Raw genomic sequence first — 18,557 nt, forward strand, 5'->3', positions numbered from 1 at the left:
GTCAGTGCGCTCCCTGCAGGTCGATCGTGCCGAGCACGCGCACATGCGGCTCGTCCGCCACCTCCTGGAACGACAGCACCGGCAGGTCGGCGCGCTCGCGCTCGATCAGCTTGCGCACGAAGCGCCGCACATCCATCGCTGTGAGGAGTACCGCGGGTGTGCCGTCATGCGAATGCATCGCGCCATCGACGGCTTCCAGAATCGCGTCGGTCTGTTCGGGGCTCAGGTCGGCGTACGAACCCGACGACGTTTGCCGCACCGCCGCCCGCACCGTGTCCTCGATGCCCCGGCCCACGTTCCATCCGGTAATGTGTTCGGCGCCCCGGCGAAAACGCCGCGTGATGTGGCGGCGCAGACTCAACCGCACATACTCCGTCAGCATGATCTGATCGCGCTCGCGCGGCGCCCACTCGATCAGCGCTTCGAACACACGCCGAAGATCGCGGATCGAGACGCCTTCGGCCACCAGCCGTTGCAGCACTTCCGCCGTCCGGCTGATCGGCAGTTGCCGCTGCAGCTCCTTGACCAGTTCGCCGTAGCGATCCTCCATGCCGTCCATCAGATAACGCGCCTCCTGAACGCCCAGAAAGTCCGCCGCATGCGCGTCGATCACCAGGGAGACACAGTGCGCCACCCGATCGGCGCCCTCGAGCACCGCGCCGCCCTGGCCCTGCCACATCACGCGCTGCGCATCGTCGAGCCAGAACAGCCCCTGGCCGCCGAACGGCAGCGGTGTCTCGCGTGGCGCGCCCGCGGTAAGACCCCGCAGTGCCGGAATCGGATGCGCGACATCGTGTTGCGCCAGCGCCTCGCCGGGCATCACCCCGAGCGTCATCACACTCTCGTGATACAGCTGGATATCCAATGTGTCGTCGGCGAGCGCGGCATCGACGACGACCGCCACCTCCGGCATCGGCACGCCGAACTGCTCGAACTTCTCGTGACGCAAGGCGTCGATCCGTGCGATCAGTGTCGCGATGCCGCCGCCCGAGTCCGCCAGCCCCGCGCCGACAAGCACCAGCAGCGGTTGCGCTCCGGGACGTCCGGCCTTGGCGTGCGACGCGCCTCCCGGCTCGGCGTGCGCCGCCGCGGCCGCACGCTGACGGCGCCCGACCCACCAGGCGCCGCCACCGGCGAGCGCGGCAAGCATCAGGAAGTAATGCATCGGAAAGCCTGGGATCAGGCCGAAGAGCAGCATGACGACCGCGGCGAGTGTCAGCGAGCGCGGCTGGGCCGCCAGTTGATCGGTCAACTCACGCGCGAGGTTGCGGCGATGCTCGCCCGGCACCCGCGTCACGATGATGCCGGCCGTCACCGAGATGAGCAGCGCCGGGATCTGCGACACCAGCCCGTCGCCGATGGAGAGAATGGCGTAGATGGCGGCCGCGTCGCCCGCGCTCATGCCCCGCATGAAGACGCCCACGCCGATGCCGCCCAGGAGATTGACCACGATGATGACGAGCCCCGCGATGGCGTCGCCCTTGACGAATTTCATCGCCCCGTCCATCGCGCCGTAGAACTGGCTCTCTTTCTGCACGATCCGACGCAGGCGCTTCGCTTCGGCGGCGTCGATGGTGCCCGCGCGCAGATCGCCGTCAATGCTCATCTGCTTGCCGGGCATGCCGTCGAGCGAAAAGCGGGCGCCGACTTCGGCCACGCGCTCCGAGCCTTTCGTGATCACGATGAAGTTCACGATGGTGATGATGAGAAACACGATCATGCCCACGACGATGTTGCCGCCCGCCGCAAAGTCGCCGAAGGTGTAGACGATGTCGCCCGCGTCGGCGTGCAGCAGGATCAGGCGACTCGTACTGATCGTGAGACCAAGGCGAAACAGCGTGGTCATCAGCAGCACGGAGGGGAATGCGGAGAAGTCCAGGGGCTCGTTGATGTAGAGCGCCACCATCAGCAGCAAGAGCGACACACCGAGATTGAGCGCGATGAGCAGATCCATCACCGACGGCGGCATCGGGATGATGATCATCAGAACGGTCACGAGCAGCAACGCGGCCAGGACGATATCCTGTCGGCCCGCGGCGGCGCGAAGCCAGTCGCCTATTCGACTCGTGCGACTCGTGCGGGTCATGCGTGCCCCGCGCCGTGCAGGTGGACATCGATGTGCTCGAGCAACCGGCGCATACGAGACAGACACCCGAACCAAGCCAGCGCCTGCAATGGGGCGGGCGGCGTGGCAACGAGCATTGCGCACCCCTGCGCCACGCAGGCACGCACCGGAATTCCGGGCGTCCACTCCGGCGCGCACGCTTGCAACAACCACGGCAGGCAGCGCGCCGCGTGCTCGTTCGGACGTGGCAGCACCAGCGCCAACGTGATGCCGTAAGCATCGACGTCCGTCATCAGCAAACATGGCGCAAGCGGCACCCGCATGCGGCACGCGATCCGCCGCGGCGGCAGCGACAACATTTCGAGGAGCTGTTCGAGCTTGCGTTGGGTCTGGGTGTCCATCGTCGGCAGACGTTGACGTTCGGCGTGGTTGGGCAAGGTTCGATGGCGGCGCGGCGCCATCGTGTCGGCATGTCGATTCACCGAAGTGCCGATGGACCGCCAGGGCGGCATACCGATACGGCGATACGGCGACGCTTCGGCACGCTGATACGTCGATCAAGGCAGGGTTCGGGAAGCGGGCATGGTCGCGCACTCCGCGCGCACGTGGCTATCCGGCGCAGACCTGAATTTTGGCCTGCAGCGCCGGTATCCGCTCACAGCATCATTCGGAGGCGATAAGCCCAATTCACGATGTCGGCCACGTTGTGTGCACCAAGCTTTCGCATCATGTTCAGCCGATGCGTCTCGACGGTCTTCACGCTGATTGACAGCAACTGCGCGATGTCGCGATTGCGCTGCCCCTCCGCCACGAGCTTGAGCACCTGGCGTTCGCGCAGCGTGAGCAGCCGCTCGGGCTTCTCGACAGTGCCCAGCGCCGGCAGTCGCGGGGCGTTCGCCGGATCGAGCGCGCCGCCGCAGACGGCCGGATCGACGTAGCGATCCCCCCGCATCGCCTGAATCGCCGCGTGAATCAATGTCTCGCGCGGACTGCTCTTGAGGACGAAAGCCGAGGCGCCGGCTTCGAGCGACAGGCGCGCGCGTTCGCTGTCGTCGCTGGCCGAATTGACCACGATGCGCAACTCGGGCCAGCGTTGCGCGCATTGCCGGATCACGTCGACGCCGTCCATGCCCGGCAGACCGAGGTCCAGCATCATCAGCGTCGGTGCGTGGATCACGCAGGCGCGATACACGTCGAGCCCGTTGGCGACTCTGGCCAGCACGCACCATCCGAGCCGCTCTTCGAGCAGACGGCAAAGCCCGTCGGCCAGCAATTCGTGATCCTCGACAACGATGACACCGATACACCCCGTCATTCGCAGCTCCTCGACAGTTGGTCATTAGCACTCATGCGGATTTTTGTTCACTCTCTTTCGACTTCGGGCCGGTCGCACGAATCTTGTGCCTTCGCCTGATCCTCGACATAGGAAAACGCCGCAAACCCGATGCCATCGCGACAACTTCAGGTCTGCGCCGTATGGCGTCGCGCACGCGGCGCCCGATAATGACCGTCCTCGCTCGCCGATCGACGGCTGACGCCCATTACCGAACATGGGCCGTCTCCTCGCCGGAGATCGGTGTCGCGGCGCTTCCCCGACTTCGGTTCTCCCGTTCCACCGGTTTCCCGACTCCACTTCCGTCTATGCGCCTTCCATTCGCCCTCGCCTCGCTCGACTGGATCGCTCCCCGCGACATTGAGGGCTCGCGCATCGTCCTCGACCTTGACGGCCAGCGCGGCTGGACCTGCACGGCCGGCGACGGCTACTGCGTGGCCACGAACGCCACGCCGGCCGCTGCCATCGAGTCCCCGGGACGACCGCCGCTGGCGAGCGCGTTCCGCGACGACGCCGCGCTCGCACACTGGCTCGCTCGCCTCACGCTTGCGCTCGCCGCCGAGCCGGCTTTGCGCGATGACAGTCTGTGCCTCGCGACCAACGCACTCTGGTGGGTTCACCGCTTCGATCACTCGACCCCCACCGCACAGGTCGAGGCCCAGCTGCGCAGACAGTTGCTCGCCTGCGCAATGGCGGTCTCGTGCGACGCCGACACCGTGCCAAGCTCCCGGCCTGCGTCGGTGAGCACGCCCCCGGACGGCATCGCCGCGGCCGCCTTCCGCCGCCAGCCGTCTCGCCCGCGCTGACCATGCGCCTCGACTTCTCGCGCCGTCTGACACCCTCCCTGCCGTGGCAGGCGCTGCTTGCCATCGTGCTGGCGCTCTCCCCCGGCGTTGGAGCGACGATCACGCCCGTCTGGCGCGGCGGCCCGTTCGTCTTCCAGAGCACAGGAACCCCGTTGGCCGAACTGTTGCGCGACTTCGGGGCGCATCACGGTATGCCGACTGTCGTGAGCGAGCAAGTCGACGATCGTTTCATCGGGACGTTACCTGCGGGGTCCGCACAGACGACGCTCGACGCACTTTCGGAACGTTATCGGCTTTCGTGGTACTTCAACGGCCAGACGCTGAACATCTATAAGTCCAGCGAGGCGGCGCGACGCGTGGTGCCGCTGCGTTTCGCGTCGACCGGCGACTTGCTCGGGCACCTTCGGGAGGCGGGCGTGCTGCACCCGCGGCACTGTGTGGCGCGGGCGATTCCGGCAACGCACGCGCTCGAGATCACAGGCGTGCCGGCCTGTCTGGAGACGGTGTCCATGCTCGCCGATTACCTCGAGCGCGACGCGCGCGACCAGCAGGAAAGCGAAGAGACCATCAAGATATTTCCCCTGAAATTCGCGACGGCGGGCGACACCAGGTACTCTTATCGCGGGCAGGAAGTCGTCATTCCGGGCGTCGTCAGCGTACTCAAGGAGCTGGTGCTCGGCGCCGGCCCGCTGACCGCGACGGCGACCGGCGACGCGTCCACCGAGGGCATCGGCAATACGAGGATGGCAGGCGCGGGTGCGACGCTGGCGGCCGCCACGCGCAGCAGCACGCCGCGCTTCTCTGCCGACCCTCGCCGCAATGCAGTAATCGTGCGGGAGCGACGACGCAACCTGCCGATCTATGGCGACCTCATCGCGCAACTCGATACCCCGCCGCGTCTGGTCGATATTTCCGTCGCCATCATCGACGTCAACGCCAGCGATATCGCCGAGCTCGGCGTCGATTTCTCGGGCAGCGCGCGCATTGGCGGCTTTGGCGCGGTTGCGCTGAACGGTCAGATGCGAGAGGGCGACGGCGGCACGTTCACGACCGTCGTCGGGGACACCAACAAGTTCATGATCAACCTGAGTGCGCTCGAAAGAAACTCCAAGGCGCGCGTGTTGTCCCGGCCGTCGATCGTCACCCTGGACAACATGCAGGCGGTGCTCGATCGCAGCGTGACGTTCTACACGAAGGTCTCCGGCGAGAAGGTGGCCAGGCTCGAGAGCGTGACATCAGGCTCGCTGCTGCGCGTGACACCGCGCCTCGTTCCGGGCGCGGAAGGCGCGGCGGGCGTGGGAGCCATGGGGAGCGCGCGACACCCGCCTGCGCCCGAGCAGGTGATGCTCACGCTCAATATCGAAGATGGCGGCGAGGTGCGCAGCGAACGCAATACCCGCGACGAAGTACCGACGATCCGCAACTCATCGATCTCCACGCATGCCACGTTGCAGGCGGGGCAAAGCCTGCTGCTCGGTGGTTTCGTCCAGGACGCGCAGCGCGAGCACGAGCGCAAGATTCCGCTGCTGGGCGACCTGCCGCTCATCGGCCGCCTCTTCAGTTCCACGAGCAACCGGAGCGACAGCGTCATGCGCCTGTTCCTCATCAAGGCCGAGCCGGCCCAGGGCATGCCCAATCCGTGACCATGCTGACGATGACCTTGCTCGATGGCCCGCTCGCCGGTCGTCCGATACCGCTGCCCTCGGGCATGCTCACCATCGGCGACGCCGATTCGGATATCGCCGTGACGCTCGAGCACGGCGCGCGTGTCACGCTGAGCGTGGACGACGATGGCGTGCGCCTGCTGACGGCCGCGCCGCTCTGGGTGGATGGTTTGCCTGTCGCCCCCCTCGATGATGATTGCGTCGAAAATGACGCCGACAATGACGCTGGCGCCGCGGACCGGCGACCCGTGGCGCCCGACGTGTCCCGCCTGCCGCTGCACGCCGTCATCGACCTGGCCGGCATGGTCTTTCGGCTCGACGACGGTAGCGATCCGACGCCCCGCCCCATGCCGCCGCGTCCGGTACGTCGCCAGGTGGCGCCGCACTCGCATGCACCATCCCACGCCCCGCAGATCGAGCGGCGGTCCCTCACCTCGCCCGACGCCCGCGCCGCTCGTCGCCAGCGCCTTCGCCATCGCCGTCGCCATGGGCCACTCACGTGGATCGCCGTCGCAGGCGTGTCTTCGCTGATCGCCGCCGGGGGCGCCGCGATCTGGCGCACCAGCTCCGCCTGGCCGGACACAGGCGTGCCGGAACCGGACGCGTTATCGGCACTCGCGGCGCGCATCGCACCCAATGTCGTGCTCGCGAGCCGCGACGGCGCCGTCCGTCTCACTGGCGGCTGCATCGACGACGATGCGCGCGCCCGGCTGCGCGCCGAAGCCCGATGGCTTGGCATGACGGTGAGCGACGAGACCTGGTGCCCGGAGAACGCCATCGAGACCGCGAGGACGGTGTTGCGATTGCATGGCTTTGCGACGGCGCACGTGGAAGCCGCACCGGACGGCGAACTCGTCGTTAGCGGCCCGGTCGTGGCGAACGCCCGCTGGCGAGCCGCCTCAGACGCCCTCGACGGGCTCGCGTTGCCATACGGCTGGCGCGTGGCCGAGGGGTCGGCCGACGCGTTGGACAGGCTGGTGACAACGCTGCGCAAGGCCGGTCAACTGCGGGGCCTCGACATTTCGCGCGATCGCCGCGGTTGGCGCCTCACCGGGGCCCTGCCGCCCGGTCGGCAAGCGGCGCTCAAGGGCATCGTCGACACATGGAACCACTCGTCGGACGCATCGCCTGCGCGCATCGAACCCTTGCCGCCCACGATCCCGACGCTGGCCGAGACAGGACTCTCTGCGCCGCTCGTGAGCATCGGTGGCTCGCCCGAAGCGCCCGCGCTCACGCTCGCCGACGGCACACGTCTCGCCCAGGGGGTACGCCTGCCCGGCGGCACGCGCATCGTCGCCATTTACGCCGACGGTGTGTCAATCGGCGCGCCGGACCGGCTCTACTACCTTCCCCTGACTCCGGAGACCCATCTTGGCGACGCATCTGACGCAGCTTGAGGATCGTCTGGCCGCCGCGCCCGCCGCGGTTGCCCGCGAGGTTTCGTCGACGCTCGACGCCGCCCGCGCAACGCTGGCCCGAGCGGCGCGCACACCACTCACGCCCGCCGAGCACGCGCAGGTGCGACTGCAGCAACGCGCCGTCGACGCCGCCGAAGCGATTCTCGAAAGCCTGGCGCGCCGCTACGCCACATCTTACGGAGCTTCGGCGTGACGGTCTCGATAGTGGCGACTGCGGCGAATGCGGCGATCGCGGCAAGGGTCGCGTCGCGCCAGGCGTGCGCAGAAGCGACAACGCTGCACCGACAACCAAAGTCGACATCAACCACGCGTGGGAACCTTCGGCATCGCGCGGCGCGCGCGGCGACCGATCATCCGATACGCCGATACGCCGATACGCCGATACGCCGATACGCCGATACGCCGATACGTCCATACGTCCATACGTCGATAAGCCGCTACGCCGCTACGCCTTCGATTTCCTCATCACACCACGTACATCATGCCCAGTTACGACCTCGCGCAAACTCTCGTCGAAGCTCTGAAGTTGATCGGATGCGACCCCAGCAAGATCGACGCCGTCGACAATCACTCGCCCATCGAGCTGACGTTCAACGCTTCGCCCAGCATCATCGTCGAAACCCTGGAGAATCAGGTGTGCAGCATCCACGCGGTCGTCGCCACCGACGAAGCGGCGCGATTGCATCGGGCCAACAGCGAGCGTCTGCTGCAATTCCTGATCGAGCCAGCCGAATGGGCCGTCACCGGACACGTGCAATTGCGCGAGCGGGACAACCGCTTGATTCTTCACGCGCAGGTCAGGGAAGACGCCGCCGCGGAGCCGGAACCCTTCGCGCAAGCGCTGACCGATTTCTATGACCGGATCAAGCTCTGCCGCGAACATCTGCGCGCGTGAACTTCGCGGTCTTCTCCCTTCATTGAGTCCAGGCTTCCGCCGCCTTCCCCTCTGCACGTCCCGCGCTCGCCCCCTGCGCGCCATGGCGCACACAACGTGCGCCGCTCACGTCTGACTCATCACCCCTCCCAGCCGCCAGCCCCACACACCAGGGCCATCACGTCGCGTCGCCCTCACGGGCGATCTCCGTTCGCCATGCATCGAGCGCCTCGTCGAGTGCCTCGCGTTGCATTTCGTCGCGAAAGCACCCGTCGTGTGCCGACTTCACGAGGCCGGTGAGCTCGCGCGCGAACGCATATCGCATTCGCAGCGTCGTCATGCCCAGATAGTGCGCCCGCTGCGACAGCCATTCGACGCCCGCCCATGACTGATCGAGCAATGTGAGTGTCTCGGAGATCATGGTGTCCGTCTCGAACATACGACACCCCGCCGCGCGCATCGCCGTCGCCGACGCCTCGCACGAAGCCTCCAACGTGAGGAACAGCACCACGCGGCGCAAATCGTCGACGACTGCCGCCAGACGCCGCACGTCGGCGTGCGCGTGCGTCGCGCCGAGCTCCATGCCGAGGGCTTGCATCAGCGCACGCAAGCGTGCGCGTCGCTGCGGGAATCGTCGGCACGCGTCGAACCACTGCGTGAGCGACTGCTGCGCCCCCTGCGAGTGACGATAAAGCGACTTGAGTTGTTGCAGCAACGCGGCGCCCGGTTGGCGACCGCCACTGCACTCCAGCGCGGCAAACGCCTCGATGGCCCAGGTCTGCGTGTCCGTGAGGGCTGCCAGCGTCTTTCGCAATCGGGTGCGCGTCGGTTGGTCGAGGCCGCGCTCGGCCAGCCAGGCCGCAACGACCAGCGCCGCGTGACCGCTCGACAGATGCGCCTGGCGAATCAGTTGAAGCGGATCGGGAACGAACGGCAAATCGCGCAGTTGCTCGCGAATCGTTTCGAACCGCGCACCGTGCACGCGCGCGTAGCGAATCATCTGTTGCTCGAAGAGCGCGCGGGCGCGCTGCTTGTCGTCACGTACGTCACGCTGGCCTGCGCGGCGAAAGCGCACACCGAGCGCGAAACTGAGGTTCTCCTGAGACTCGGCGACCGCGGCTTTGTCGTTCTGCGCAATCGCGGCTTCGATCAACGCGACGTGCCCGGGCACCTCGGTCGTCGCCTCGTGCGGCAGGCGCGCATCCCCCTCCAACGACAGCCACGTCCGCGCATCGGGAGGCGCGGTGGCACCCGCCGCCGGCGCGGGCCCGGTCTCGGTGGGCATCGACGAGCGCACGCGCTCAACCATAGGCGACCTCCAGCCCGGGGCCGGGGCGCAGCCGCGTCATGACCGCGGCCAGATCGGCATCGAGGTCCAGGCAAACGGTGACCCATTCGCTCTCGATGCGCGCCTGGCGTCCGCTCAACGCCGGGTCGGGCGCGCACGCCATCACGATGTCCGCCGCTCGCAGCGCGCGCGCCACGGCATCGAGATGCGCCGGAGGCACCCGCAGCGTGAGCGCACCCTCCCGCACGAGATCGGGCAACGCACGCGCGACGCGCAGTGCATAGCGCTCGCCTACCCCCATCGCCTCGACGAAATTCGCCAGCGCGACGGCCATCGCGTCGGCCACGCGCCGCTCCAGCGAATGGACGATCTCGCGCTCCAGCGCGGCTTCTCCGGCCAGCCATTCGACGGCTTGCGTGACGGTGTCGTGACGCGCCGCCTCCGCCATCGCCGCCGCCTCCTGCCCGGCCTGCTCACGCGCCTGCGCCAGCCATGTCTCGCGCAAGGCCTGCACGTCGTGCCGCGCCTGCTCGCGCTCCGCCAGGGCGGCGTCGCGCTCGGTTTGCGCCTGCGCCATCCACCGCGCTCGCTGGTCGGACTGATCGTGCAGGCGTGCGAGTGCGTCGGCACGAATCACGGGCCCCGCCGGCGCGGGGCCATCGATCGTCGTGATCGCCGTCAATGCGATTTCGATGACATACATAGCATCCTCTCGAGCGCCGCGAGGCGCCCCCACATGTCCACGTCGGACGCGCCCTCGGAGACGGCCCCGTCCGGCTCGGCGGTATCGTGCGCAGGCGGCAGCAAAATGCGTGCTGCAGTGACGATCGTTGCGAGGTCGGCCGCCTCCGGCATCGCGATGGCATCGAGGCATCGCCCTGTGCGGGCCATTGCCGCCACCACGATCGCGTCGGGCGAACGGGACACCCGCGCGGGCCATTCGGCGCGCGTGAGGAGCAGGCGGTCGCATTGCCAGGCGTCGAGCCATGGCGACAGCGCGCGACGATACGCACCGAGCAACAGGTAGTCGGGGCAACCCATCGTTCTCAATCCATAGGCCACCGCCACGCGACGCAGCGTCGGCAGGCGCCGCAATCGCGCTTGCGCGGCTTCGCTGCACGGCGGCACCATGTGCGCCCCCAACACCTCGCGAACGGCAGGCCAACCGCGGCGGACAACCAGTTGCGCGTCGATGGATGCGCGACATGCGGCATGTCGGCGGTACGCGTCGCGCCAAGGCGTCATCCCGAAGGCATGCCACCACCCGTCGTCCATCTGCCCGCCCGGTTGCCAGATCAGTCTCGCGAGTTGGGCCGCAGCCGTCTCGCCGTGCACCCTCATGTGCGCTTGAGCGCCCGCTGGCGCAGCCATCGTCCCCAGACCGTCCGTCGGCGCCACACCCGCGCACCTCCCAGGGACAGTACGGCACCGGCTAGCGCCAGGCTTGCCCATTGCAGCACCGGGCGCCAGCGCGCTGCGCCGCCAGCCGACGTCACGACCGCGTCCGACCTGGCCTCGATCGCCGCACGCGGCAGGCGGTAGTCGGCGGGCTGGAGCACGACGCTGATGCGCTCCGGCGTAACGCCGGGCACGCTGTCATGCACCAGGCTGCGGATATCGGTCATACGTTGCGTCATGTTGATCTCCGGGCTGTATTTCACGAAGACGGCAACACCCGGAGGCAAGGTCGCGCGCCCGGCCGAATCCACGGGCACCTGCGCGATGGAGACCTCGGCCACCATGACGCCGTCGAGCGCCGCGAGCATGCGTTCGAGGCGTTGCTCCTTGAGAAAATTGAGCTTCGCCTGCTCCTGCACCGGCGAGCTGACGAGTTGTCCCGGCGGGAAAACGTCCTCCACCGATGCCCGTTTCTGACGCGGCAACCCGTGTTGGCGCAGCACCTCCACCCCACGGACGAAGTCGCCGCGCTCGATGCGAACGGTCATGCCAGTCGTGTCGGCGCGCTTGTCCGCCTGGAGTCCCGATACGAGCAGCAACGCGAGCATCTGATTCGCCTCGGTCTCGCTCAATGCACGATGCAGTTCGACCTTGCAGCCTGCGAGCGCAAACGCCAGCACGCAGCCAGCGCACCAACGTGCGCAGCGGTTCACGCGCCGACGTATCGGTTCGCGCCCTGCCACCGATGTCGCGTCCGATCGCACGAGACGGGCGATGCCAACACCATGTGTCATTGCATGTGCACCAGCTTGTTGACCCCTTGCGTGGCCGCGCCCGCCACCTTGGCCACGAACTCGAGCGAGAGCACGCGTTCCGTCAGATGACGCTGCGCGGCGAGCAAGCGCCCCGGGTCGTCGACCGTGCCCGGCTGAGCCGTGATTCGCTCGGCCAGACGGTCCGTGTCGCCCGCGAGCTTGCCAGCCGCACTGAGCAAATGATGTTCCGGCAGGCGGGGCGCGTGTGCCATGGCCTGCGCGAAGCCGACGGCGTCGGTCTCGCCGGCGCCGGCCGTCGCGAGCGCCACGTTGGTGAGCGACGCCGCGTCCACCGCCTGCGCTGTCACGTTGAAGAGTTGGGAAGGCGTCATGATCGGGAAGTGGGGAGCGTGTCGGAATTGCGAGACGTGACAATCGGTGCCGGGGCGACCGATGCGGTCGGTGCGATAGGAGCGGTCGGCCCGTCCGCCGAAGGACGCGATCCCGCCCAGCACGCGAGGGCCTCGGCCGTCGCGTCACCGACCGGCGCGCCGTTGCGCGCGTCGGCCAGCAAGCCGCTGGCCACCGCCGTGTCGCCGAGCGCGATCGACAGCGCCGCCTGCAGCCAACGGCACGTACCGCGATCCGGCACGAGCGACGGCAATGCCGTCAGAATCTTGCGAGCCTCGTGCGCCATGCCGTGATTCGCGCCTGCCAGCGCGAGCTCCACGAGACATTGCCTTACGGAAGCGTCGAGCCACTGGCGACCGGCTTCGCCGTCGGCCGACGCGGCGCGCGTCATGTCTGTCATGCGATCTTGGCGATGATGCCCATCAGCGTGTCCTTGATGAGCTTGATGGCCGCACTGTGCAACCCGACCATCGTCGAGTACTGCTGCAGGCGAAACTGCACGTCGAGCATATGCCGCGGATCGTTGACTTCCTGCGTGCGCACGGCCTGCGTGGCTTCGTCCGACATTCGGCGCACGCCTTCCGACATGCCGCGATGCACTTCCTCGACGTTCATTGCACACCTCCGTCGGCGACCGCTCCCTGCCCGGCCACCAGATCGGCGCGCAACGCGGCGTAGGCCTCGGCGCGCGGCGTCGCCACCCGGCGGGCGCCGCGCATCGGCGGGGCACCGAGCCGGATCTCGGTGGGTGCACAGTCGAACCGCTTGCGGAAGGTGTCGGTGAAATGGGCGTGATTGGTGAAGCCGCACTCGAGCGCGATGTCGAGCACCTTGTGACGCGTGGAAAGCAGCAGGTCGCGGGCGAGCCTCAGCCGCCGCTCCAGCAACCACTGCTTGGCAGGCATGCCGTACGTCTGCTGAAAGAGGTAGCGGAACTTGCGCAGCGGCATGCCGAACTCTTCGGCCAGACGTCCCACCGGCCACGGTCGGTGAAAGTTCGCCTCGACGAAATCGAACAACGAGTGGCTGCCGGCGATGGTCTGGCGCAACATTGCGGAGAAGTAGCGTTGATCGCGACACAGGCAGTAGACGTAGAAGAAGCGCAGCATCGCCATGCGGTCGACGTCCTGCAACGCCATCGCCACGTCGACCATGCTCGGTTCGAGGATCAACGTGCGCGCCGCCTGCCGATGAAAGACGCCAAGCGGGCGACGGTCTAGCAGGTCGACGACGTCCGGGTAAAGCGCCTGCAGGTCGCAGGCGTGGAAGTCATGCGACACCACGGGCCCCTGGGCGTCCATCGTGGCGTCCGAACTGGTCGCCGTCATGCTGCCGGCGGGAAGGGTATGCACGAGACCGTTCACGATCAGTTTCACGTCGTGGCGGCTGATCAGAAATCGCACCGTACTCATTGGCTCCTCCTCTGACGACATTCCGTCTGCGGGATGACAAAATCGAAGGTCCAACGATAGGCGAGTCCGTGCACGGGCATCATCCGGTGGACACCTTAATGTCGCGCGCGACGCCCTGGCGTTTTGGCTTTTGGGAAGAAAACTGTCGGAAAAACAAAAAACCCGACGCCCCATCGCGTCGGGTTCCGGAGGCGAGCGCCGCGTCGTCTTGCGTGACGAACGGCTAACGCATCAGGCGAGCGCCGCCGGCGAGAAGCTGTCGGCGCGCGCCATGGGCCAGTACGTCTCGTACAGCTGATAGCGGTACTGGCCGCGCAGCAGGTCCCCGGGCGCGAGATACTTCAGCGACTCCGACATCAGGCGAATCTCGTTGGACGACACCCGCCGCACGATGTGATGCGCGCGCAACTCCGACGGATGCGAGAGACCCGCGGCCTGAATCAACTCCTGAAGCGCATGCAACGTTTGCGAGTGGAACTGATGCACGCGCTGCGCCTTGTCGGGGACCACGAGCGCGCGCTGACGCAAGGGGTCTTGCGTCGCGACACCGGTCGGACACCGGTCGGTATGGCACTTCTGCGACTGAATGCACCCGATCGCGAACATGAAGCCGCGCGCGGAATTGCACCAGTCGGCGCCAATCGCCAACGTGCGAGCAATGTCGAACGCCGTCACGATCTTGCCGGACGCACCGATCCGGATCTTGTCGCGCAGTCCGGCCCCCACGAGCGTGTTGTGCAGGCAGCAGCCCTTCCTGCAGCGGCGCGCCCACGTGATCGGTGAACTCCAGCGGCGCGGCACCCGTGCCGCCTTCCGAGCCGTCCACGACGATGAAGTCGGGCAGGATGCCGCTCTCGAGCATCGCCTTGACGATGCCGAAGAATTCCCATGGATGGCCGATGCAGAGCTTGAAGCCGGTCGGCTTGCCGCCCGAGAGCGTGCGCAACCGGTCGACGAACTGGAGCAAGCCGAGCGGTGTCGAGAATTCGCTGTGACGCGCCGGCGAGATGCAATCCTGGCCCATCGGCACGCCGCGCGTCGCCGAAATCTCGGGGGTGATCTTCGCGGCCGGCAACACGCCGCCGTGCCCCGGCTTGGCGCCTTGCGAGAGCTTCACCTCGATCATCTTCACCTGCGGTGCGGTGGCCTGCGCCGCGAACTTCTCGGCGTTGAACGTGCCGTCGTCGTTGCGACAGCCGAAGTACCCCGACGCCACCTCCCAGATCAGGTCGCCGCCCTGCTCGCGATGGTGCGGCGAGATAGACCCCTCGCCGGTGTCGTGAATGAAGTTGCCGAGCTTTGCTCCCCGATTGAGCGCGCGAATCGCGTTGGCCGACAGCGCACCGAAACTCATCGCGGAAATGTTGAAGATCGAAGCGGAATAAGGCTGCGCACGATCCGGGCCGATGGTGATGCGAAAGTCGTGACCGTCGAGGACGGTCGGCGCGAGCGAATGGGCGATCCACTCATACCCCGTCGCCCTGACGTCGAGCTCGGTGCCGAACGGCCGGCTGTCGACGTCCCCCTTCGCGCGTTGATAGACGATGCTGCGCTGCGCGCGCGAGAACGGCGTCTCGGAGGTGTCGTCCTCAACGAAATACTGACGGATCTCCGGTCGGATGAACTCGAACAGAAATCGGAAATGCCCCCAGAGCGGATAGTTGCGCAGCACGGCGTGACGCTGCTGCACGACGTCCCACACACCAAGCGCGACGAGCGCCGCGAACGGGAGCGGCCAGAGCGGATGCCAGCCGTCGACGAGCACCAGGGCGAGCGTTGCCACCAGCAACGCGACCGCCAGCCAGAGAGCCAGGAATCGGCGCGAAAACATGAAACCTCCTTGCTTTTTGGGGGACCAGCACCGGCGAGCGACCGGGTGTCCCCCCGGCGAGCGCCGGCGGCTTCAATGCGAGTTGAGGATGGTGTGCTTGCGCTTCGTGGCGTCGCGCGTCGGCGTTTCGACGTGGCCCGAGGACTGCGACGCATGCGACACGATGTCCGGCGTGGCGGGGGTGGTCGCGGCGATGATACCGCCACCGAGGCAGATCTCGCCGTCGTACAGCACGGCCGACTGTCCGGGCGTGACGGCCCATTGCGCCTCCGGGAACGACAGCGTGAGCGCCTGCGAGCCATCGGCGCGCACGACTTCGCAGGCCGCATCCGCCTGGCGGTAGCGGGTCTTGGCGCCGCAGCGGGCGCCCTCGGCGGGCGGCTCGCCCGCGACCCAGGACAGGTCTTCGGCGTCGAGCGTGGACGAGAGCAGCCACGGATGGTCATGCCCCTGCACCACGTAGAGCGTGTTGCTCGCCATGTCCTTGCGGGCGACGAACCATGGCTCGCCGGAACCGTCGCGGCTGCCGCCCAGGCCGATGCCCTTGCGCTGGCCGAGCGTGTAGAACGCCAGGCCCACGTGTTCGCCCACGACCGCGCCGTCGGGCGTCTTCATCGGCCCCGGCTTGGTGGGCAGATAGCGATTGAGGAAGTCGCGAAACGGACGCTCGCCGATAAAGCAAATCCCGGTCGAATCCTTCTTCTTCGCATTGGGCAAGCCGATCTGCGCGGCGATCTCCCGAACCTTCGTCTTGGGCATTTCGCCGAGCGGGAACATCGTGCGCGAGAGCTGCGCCTGATTGAGCCGGTGCAGGAAATAGCTCTGGTCCTTCGTGTGGTCGAAGGCCTTGAGCAGCTCGAAGCGTCCGTCGCGCTCGCGCACGCGTGCGTAATGCCCCGTCGCGATGGTCTCGCCGCCGAGCGCCACCGCATGGTCGAGAAATGCCTTGAACTTGATCTCGGCATTGCACAGCACGTCGGGATTGGGCGTGCGTCCCGCCGAGTATTCCCGCAGGAATTCCGCGAACACGCGGTCCTTGTATTCGGCGGCGAAATTCACCGCCTCGACGTCGATGCCGATCAGATCGGCGACCGACACCACGTCGATCCAGTCCTGCCGGGTCGAACAGTACTCGCTGTCGTCATCGTCTTCCCAGTTCTTCATGAACAGGCCGACGACGTCGTAACCTTGCTGCTTGAGCAGCCATGCCGTGACCGACGAATCGACGCCGCCCGACATGCCCACCACTACGCGTTTTTGACTCATGTGTTGCCTTGCCCACCGGTCGTGACCGGATGGGACTGAAGTATGGCGAGGTCGTAACGTACCCCACGCAGGTAATCGTCCATGCAGCGCTCCAGAATCGGCGACCGATGGCGCGCGCGCTGGGCGCGCACCTCGTCCGGCGTGAGCCACAGCGTGCCGACGATGCCCTCGTCGAGCGCGCGTGAGGCGTCGAACTCGCCGAGCGCGCCGGTGAAGGTGAAGCGCAGGTACGCGATGTCGTCCGGCCCGGGCGCAAGATAAATCCCCACCAGATGCCTCGGCTCGAACCGGTATGCCGTCTCTTCCAGCACCTCGCGGCGCACGGCGTCGACGATCGACTCGCCCGGCTCCAGATGGCCAGCGGGTTGATTGATCAGCAGCCCGGCACGCTTTTGCTCTTCGACAAACAGAAAACGGCCGTCGCGCTCGACGACCGCCGCCACCGTCACGTTGGGCTTCCAGCGTGCGTCCATGAGACTTCCTCGCGAGAGACGGGACGCCCGGTTCGCCCGGGACACCGCCCGAACGTTACCTCGCGGACGTGATCCCCGATAAAAGCGCCATTTTACCGTCTGGCGGGGTTTGGCGCAGGCGACGGGCCGGTCTGGCGACCGACCGGTCGGTTGGCATTAGCCGCGATTATCCCGCGTTCGCGGCATATTGATATGCCGTTTGGTGCAATAGGCGCATCTGTAATCTTCGGGTAAGCTTCGAGCACCAGCAGTGTGCAGTGGCAGTACCGCATCACCGGTTTTTGCAGTAGTTCGTTTGCAGTGGTTTGTGCAGGACTAATGTCATCAGCGGCGAAACAGGTAACGCGCCTGCCCCGGCAGCGCACGCGCTGCGGCTCCTTGGCCGTTGATGAGATCAGTTCACAAACCCAAGGAGAGACACAATGAAAATCGGCATTCCCGCCGAGACGCTTGCCGGAGAATCCCGTGTCGCGGCCACGCCCGAGACGGTGAAGAAGCTGGTCGCGTCGGGACACCAGGTCGTGATTGGGCATGGCGCCGGCAACGCCGCGAGCGTACCGGATGCGGCCTTCGAGGCCGCCGGCGCCACGCTGGGCAACGCAGCCGACGCCCTTGGCGCCGAACTCGTGCTCAAGGTACGTGCGCCGTCGCCGGAAGAGCTCGCCCAGATCCCGCGCGGCAGCGTCGTGGTCGGCATGCTCAATCCGTTCGATGCCGAGAACAACGCGCGCATGGCGGCGGCGGGTGTGACCGCCTTCGCCCTGGAAGCCGCCCCGCGCACCACGCGTGCGCAAAGCATGGACGTCTTGTCCTCGCAGGCCAATATTGCCGGCTACAAGGCCGTGATGCTCGCGGCCAACCTTTATCAACGCTTCATGCCGATGCTCATGACTGCCGCGGGCACCGTGAAGGCCGCGCGTCTGGTCGTGCTCGGCGCCGGCGTGGCGGGCTTGCAGGCGATCGCCACCGCCAAGCGCCTGGGCGCCGTGATCGAAGCCTCGGATGTGCGCCCGGCCGTGCGCGAGCAGATCGAATCGCTCGGCGCCAAGTTCATCGACGTGCCGTTCGAAACCGACGAAGAGCGCGAGATCGCCAAGGGCGTGGGCGGCTACGCGCGCCCGATGCCCGCCGCATGGCTCGCGCGTCAGGCCCAGCTGGTGCACACGCGCCTCACGCAGGCCGACATCGTGATCTCCACCGCCCTGATCCCGGGGCGCGCGGCGCCCACGCTGATCGCCGAAGATACCGTCAAGGCCATGAAGCCCGGCTCGGTGATCATCGACCTGGCGGCCGGACGCGGCGCGAACGGCGGCGGCAACTGCCCGCTGTCGGTGGCCGACGAAGTCGTCAAGGTCCACGGTGTAACCATCGCGGGCTACACCAATCTGGCAGGCATGGTCGCGGCGGATGCGTCCGCGCTGTACGCGCGCAACGTGCTCGACTTCCTGAAGCTGGTGATCGACAAGGAAGGCAAACTCGTCATCGATACCAACGACGACATCGTCAGCGCGTGCCTGATGTGCCGCGACGGTCAAGTGCTGCGTGCGGCTTAAGGGGGAGCGG

General features: G+C 67.1%; 19 protein-coding genes and 1 pseudogene. 6 read left to right on the forward strand and 14 right to left on the reverse strand.

The features are described 5' to 3' along the window. Position 1 precedes the first annotated feature (1 nt). The 3 genes from sctV to PMO31116_RS03980 all read right to left on the reverse strand — a co-directional run bounded on the left by sctV (position 2) and on the right by PMO31116_RS03980 (position 3,380). A complete protein-coding gene (gene sctV, locus PMO31116_RS03970) occupies positions 2 to 2,086 on the reverse strand; it encodes a type III secretion system export apparatus subunit SctV (protein WP_150565597.1) in 2,085 nt (694 codons plus the stop codon). Continuing rightward, the gene (locus PMO31116_RS03975) at positions 2,083 to 2,547 is read right to left on the reverse strand and encodes a hypothetical protein (RefSeq protein ID WP_174970835.1); all 465 of its coding nucleotides are present in this window, start codon (positions 2,545 to 2,547) and stop codon (positions 2,083 to 2,085) included. Before PMO31116_RS03975 ends, sctV begins: the two co-directional genes overlap by 4 nt. 173 nt (positions 2,548 to 2,720) lie before the next feature. Continuing rightward, positions 2,721 to 3,380, reverse strand: coding sequence for a two component system response regulator (locus tag PMO31116_RS03980; protein WP_150565599.1), 660 nt, complete (start codon positions 3,378 to 3,380; stop codon positions 2,721 to 2,723). 326 nt (positions 3,381 to 3,706) lie between these two features. On the opposite strand from PMO31116_RS03980, the gene PMO31116_RS03985 reads away from it, so the two are divergent. The 5 genes from PMO31116_RS03985 to PMO31116_RS04005 all read left to right on the forward strand — a co-directional run bounded on the left by PMO31116_RS03985 (position 3,707) and on the right by PMO31116_RS04005 (position 8,181). Beyond that, positions 3,707 to 4,204 carry a hypothetical protein gene (locus PMO31116_RS03985; protein ID WP_150565600.1) on the forward strand — a complete coding sequence of 166 codons (498 nt, stop codon included), beginning with the start codon at positions 3,707 to 3,709 and terminating at the stop codon, positions 4,202 to 4,204. Positions 4,205 to 4,206: 2 nt separating this feature from the next. After that, the gene (locus PMO31116_RS03990; RefSeq protein WP_150565601.1) at positions 4,207 to 5,847 is read left to right on the forward strand and encodes an EscC/YscC/HrcC family type III secretion system outer membrane ring protein; all 1,641 of its coding nucleotides are present in this window, start codon (positions 4,207 to 4,209) and stop codon (positions 5,845 to 5,847) included. A gap of 2 nt (positions 5,848 to 5,849) precedes the next feature. After that, positions 5,850 to 7,265 (forward strand): type III secretion system inner membrane ring subunit SctD, encoded by a 1,416-nt coding sequence (gene sctD, locus PMO31116_RS03995; protein ID WP_150565602.1) that lies wholly within the window; start codon positions 5,850 to 5,852, stop codon positions 7,263 to 7,265. Next, positions 7,240 to 7,479: an EscE/YscE/SsaE family type III secretion system needle protein co-chaperone gene (locus PMO31116_RS04000; RefSeq protein ID WP_174970839.1), complete on the forward strand. Its 240-nt coding sequence runs from the start codon at positions 7,240 to 7,242 to the stop codon at positions 7,477 to 7,479. Before sctD ends, PMO31116_RS04000 begins: the two co-directional genes overlap by 26 nt. A gap of 288 nt (positions 7,480 to 7,767) precedes the next feature. Then, complete coding sequence (locus tag PMO31116_RS04005) at positions 7,768 to 8,181, forward strand: InvB/SpaK family type III secretion system chaperone (RefSeq protein ID WP_150565604.1); 414 nt, start codon at positions 7,768 to 7,770, stop codon at positions 8,179 to 8,181. A gap of 157 nt (positions 8,182 to 8,338) precedes the next feature. On the opposite strand, the gene PMO31116_RS04010 is transcribed toward PMO31116_RS04005, so the two are convergent. From PMO31116_RS04010 to PMO31116_RS04060, 11 genes and pseudogenes are all read right to left on the reverse strand, one after another. After that, positions 8,339 to 9,469, reverse strand: a complete 1,131-nt coding sequence (locus PMO31116_RS04010) for a TyeA family type III secretion system gatekeeper subunit (protein WP_150565605.1) — start codon at positions 9,467 to 9,469, stop codon at positions 8,339 to 8,341. Next, positions 9,462 to 10,151 (reverse strand): hypothetical protein, encoded by a 690-nt coding sequence (locus PMO31116_RS04015; RefSeq protein WP_150565606.1) that lies wholly within the window; start codon positions 10,149 to 10,151, stop codon positions 9,462 to 9,464. The genes PMO31116_RS04010 and PMO31116_RS04015 overlap by 8 nt, the downstream gene beginning before the upstream one ends. After that, positions 10,127 to 10,789 carry a type III secretion system domain-containing protein gene (locus PMO31116_RS04020; RefSeq protein WP_174970843.1) on the reverse strand — a complete coding sequence of 221 codons (663 nt, stop codon included), beginning with the start codon at positions 10,787 to 10,789 and terminating at the stop codon, positions 10,127 to 10,129. Before PMO31116_RS04020 ends, PMO31116_RS04015 begins: the two co-directional genes overlap by 25 nt. Further along, positions 10,786 to 11,559 (reverse strand): type III secretion system inner membrane ring lipoprotein SctJ, encoded by a 774-nt coding sequence (gene sctJ / locus PMO31116_RS04025; RefSeq protein WP_174970846.1) that lies wholly within the window; start codon positions 11,557 to 11,559, stop codon positions 10,786 to 10,788. The genes PMO31116_RS04020 and sctJ overlap by 4 nt, the downstream gene beginning before the upstream one ends. A 77-nt stretch (positions 11,560 to 11,636) precedes the next feature. Next, positions 11,637 to 11,993: a type III secretion system inner rod subunit SctI gene (gene sctI / locus PMO31116_RS04030; RefSeq protein WP_150565609.1), complete on the reverse strand. Its 357-nt coding sequence runs from the start codon at positions 11,991 to 11,993 to the stop codon at positions 11,637 to 11,639. Then, complete coding sequence (locus PMO31116_RS04035; RefSeq protein ID WP_174970849.1) at positions 11,990 to 12,412, reverse strand: DUF1039 domain-containing protein; 423 nt, start codon at positions 12,410 to 12,412, stop codon at positions 11,990 to 11,992. Before PMO31116_RS04035 ends, sctI begins: the two co-directional genes overlap by 4 nt. Next, a complete protein-coding gene (gene sctF / locus PMO31116_RS04040; RefSeq protein WP_023597470.1) occupies positions 12,409 to 12,627 on the reverse strand; it encodes a type III secretion system needle filament subunit SctF in 219 nt (72 codons plus the stop codon). The genes PMO31116_RS04035 and sctF overlap by 4 nt, the downstream gene beginning before the upstream one ends. Next, a complete protein-coding gene (locus tag PMO31116_RS04045; RefSeq protein WP_246185140.1) occupies positions 12,624 to 13,424 on the reverse strand; it encodes a helix-turn-helix transcriptional regulator in 801 nt (266 codons plus the stop codon). Before PMO31116_RS04045 ends, sctF begins: the two co-directional genes overlap by 4 nt. A 231-nt stretch (positions 13,425 to 13,655) precedes the next feature. Continuing rightward, positions 13,656 to 15,255, reverse strand: a pseudogene (locus PMO31116_RS04050) (FMN-binding glutamate synthase family protein). A 72-nt stretch (positions 15,256 to 15,327) separates the two neighbouring features. Continuing rightward, positions 15,328 to 16,521 (reverse strand): tRNA 2-thiouridine(34) synthase MnmA, encoded by a 1,194-nt coding sequence (gene mnmA / locus PMO31116_RS04055; RefSeq protein ID WP_246185141.1) that lies wholly within the window; start codon positions 16,519 to 16,521, stop codon positions 15,328 to 15,330. Continuing rightward, complete coding sequence (locus tag PMO31116_RS04060; RefSeq protein ID WP_150565610.1) at positions 16,518 to 16,994, reverse strand: NUDIX hydrolase; 477 nt, start codon at positions 16,992 to 16,994, stop codon at positions 16,518 to 16,520. Before PMO31116_RS04060 ends, mnmA begins: the two co-directional genes overlap by 4 nt. Positions 16,995 to 17,416: 422 nt before the next feature. On the opposite strand from PMO31116_RS04060, the gene PMO31116_RS04065 reads away from it, so the two are divergent. Continuing rightward, a complete protein-coding gene (locus PMO31116_RS04065) occupies positions 17,417 to 18,547 on the forward strand; it encodes a Re/Si-specific NAD(P)(+) transhydrogenase subunit alpha (RefSeq protein WP_150565611.1) in 1,131 nt (376 codons plus the stop codon). The last annotated feature ends 10 nt before the right edge of the window (positions 18,548 to 18,557 follow it).

The organism is Pandoraea morbifera (assembly GCF_902459575.1).
Taxonomy (GTDB): Bacteria; Pseudomonadota; Gammaproteobacteria; order Burkholderiales; family Burkholderiaceae; genus Pandoraea; species Pandoraea morbifera.